We start from the raw sequence: 515 nt of genomic DNA on the forward strand, positions 1-515 counted from the left end.
TGCTTGCAGCGCTTTATCGAACTCCAGTCTGACCGTCACATTTTGTCCTTCCGCTTGGTGCGTTGGGTTAAAGGTCGCGTTAGTCAGTGTTGGCAACGCCTGTGCCAACGTGAAGTTTGTGCTTTCTGTTGCTTCCACGTTTGAGGCATTGGTGCCCGTGACAACGACGGTGTACGTGCCATTTGCCTCACCACTGATGTCCATCGCGTTGCTCGTCCAAGCGCCACCACTTTGTACCGTGGCATTGCCATTGGCGATAACCGTTTCACTGCCTTGCGCTTTGATTTCTACGCTCACGGTTTGGCCATCAAAGCGGCTTGAAGTGCCGGTGATCTGCAATGCGGCGGCATTGCTGCTATCCACATTGCCTACTGGCGTGATCGCCAAGGTTGGTGTGATCGGCATCGAGTGGCTGCGGTCTTCTGCCCCCGTATTCCCCGAAAGGTCTTGGTAATCTTTCACCACCAAGCCTACGGTTAGCCCTGACGGCAAGGGCACAAGTATGAAAGAGTGCA

At 54.4% G+C, this 515-nt stretch carries 1 pseudogene; it reads right to left on the minus strand.

Annotation, left to right across the window (positions count from 1 at the left end):
* Positions 1-515, minus strand: a pseudogene (locus R7044_RS28125) (hypothetical protein); the annotation flags it as partial.

It is taken from the genome of Vibrio sp. 1402, from assembly GCF_033340275.1.